Here is a 1,741-nt window from a genome sequence, read left to right as displayed (position 1 = left end):
ACAGATAACACCTCGACGAGAAGCATTACCACCGACTGCAATAGGGATCTCTTTTAATGTAGGGTTATCTCTCATTTATATAGAGGGGTAAGCGGATTCTCTGGAGAAATGGGACATATGACAATTGACTTTAATGGTCCTAAATGCAGTTGCGGAAACCGAGGTTGCTGGGAATTGTATGCTTCAGAAAAGGCTTTATTAACATCGCTTCAGACGAAAGAGAAAAAAGTGTCCTATCAAGATATCATAGAGCTCGCCCATGCAAATGATATCAGCACCTTACATGCATTACAGAATTTTGGATTCTATTTAGGAATAGGCCTTACCAATATTCTAAATACATTCAATCCACAAGCCATCATTTTAAGAAACAGCATAATTGAATCCCATCCTATGGTTTTAAATTCAATTAGAAGCGAAGTATCGTCCAGGGTTTATTCCCAATTAGGCAATAGCTATGAATTATTACCATCTTCCTTAGGAAAAAATGCGCCGGCATTAGGAATGTCCTCCATTGTGATTGATCATTTTCTGGATATGGTTACAATGTAATGTCGCTCTCCGCTCATCTTTATTGATGAGCTTTTTGTTTGTGATATAGGACACATTCTTAGATGAAAAAGGAGTTCTAAAATAGAGCCTCCTTTTTCACATACACTTTATTTTTCTGTATAACGAAAATATCTAAAGTCGGCCGGAATATGATGACCGCTGGTATCTTGACATTGCATCCCTACAAAGGCTCCTGTAAAGAATCCTCCCCCACGGATGTAATCATCTGATAATTTTTTCGATTCCAATGCAATATCAATTTTGTGCCAATCTTCTTTGTTAAAAGAATAGAAATAATAATATTTTTCCTTGTCGATATTTACTTTTAAATATACATACTTTACTTCACGAGAAATAACAATTTTATTGTGTAATGGCTGTGAAAAAGAAAAGTTATCACATATTGTTAATTCAAGAATACGGCCGAGTTCTTCATCATGCGTGATTTGAAGAGCCGTCCAGTTCTCTGTATTGTAGTAGTTCACCAAACCAGCGGCTTGTTGAAAATTTTCCGGGAAAAACGCTACAGCTGTTTCCGCTTCAAAATGGAGGCTTTGCCAACGCCTGGCTACAAATGCCTGAGTAAATGTCGAGGTTAATGATTCATGACCGTATAATCGTAAATGATTTGGCACCTGAGTCAATGAACCTAATTCTTTCGTGAACGGAATTCTTAAAGTTTGAAAATTGATATTTAATGTTGAATCCTCAAATTCATCAACTTCGGGGTACGTGGCTTCAAACACGGTTTCGGGTATAGAAGGCGCTTCCACCTCCAAGCTTCCTTCTTTTCCGCCTGCTACATAGGGCCATTCATCTTTCCAGTAGAGTTTTTGAATAGCTGTTTCTCTGCCCAAAGGACAATATCCTCTCTGCTGAAAAATTGACTCATCGTCTGGATGGATGGGGCGTCCCGTTAAATGAGCTAAATACCACTCACCTGTATGTGTTTGAACAATGGATGCATGTCCGCATTTTTGCAATTGATTTCCTGGATCATGCCATGACGTTAAGATTGGATTATCGGGATGAACTTCATATGGTCCCTCAATATTTGCAGATCGGGCAATTGTTGCAGCATGTTCGAACCGCGTTCCTCCTTCTGCAGTTAGTAAATAATAATAGTTCCCGATATGATAAAGGTGCGGAGCTTCTGTTAGCTTTCTGTCAGTTCCTTTAAATATCACTT

Annotated in this window: 1 protein-coding gene and 1 pseudogene; one reads left to right on the top strand and one right to left on the bottom strand. The window is 38.5% G+C overall.

Features of this window, described 5'->3' with window-relative positions; all coding sequences use genetic code 11:
* Positions 1 to 69: 69 nt before the first annotated feature.
* Positions 70 to 552: pseudogene (locus C1T29_RS11110) on the top strand (ROK family protein); the annotation flags it as partial.
* A gap of 107 nt (positions 553 to 659) precedes the next feature.
* Here C1T29_RS11110 and xynB read toward each other — a convergent pair.
* Positions 660 to 1,741 (bottom strand): xylan 1,4-beta-xylosidase (gene xynB / locus C1T29_RS11105; RefSeq protein ID WP_231516556.1); only part of this gene is annotated, 1,082 nt, incomplete at its 5' end.

Source organism: Bacillus sp. MBGLi79 (assembly GCF_002953915.1).
This window is presented reverse-complemented; position numbering and strand designations above follow the sequence as displayed.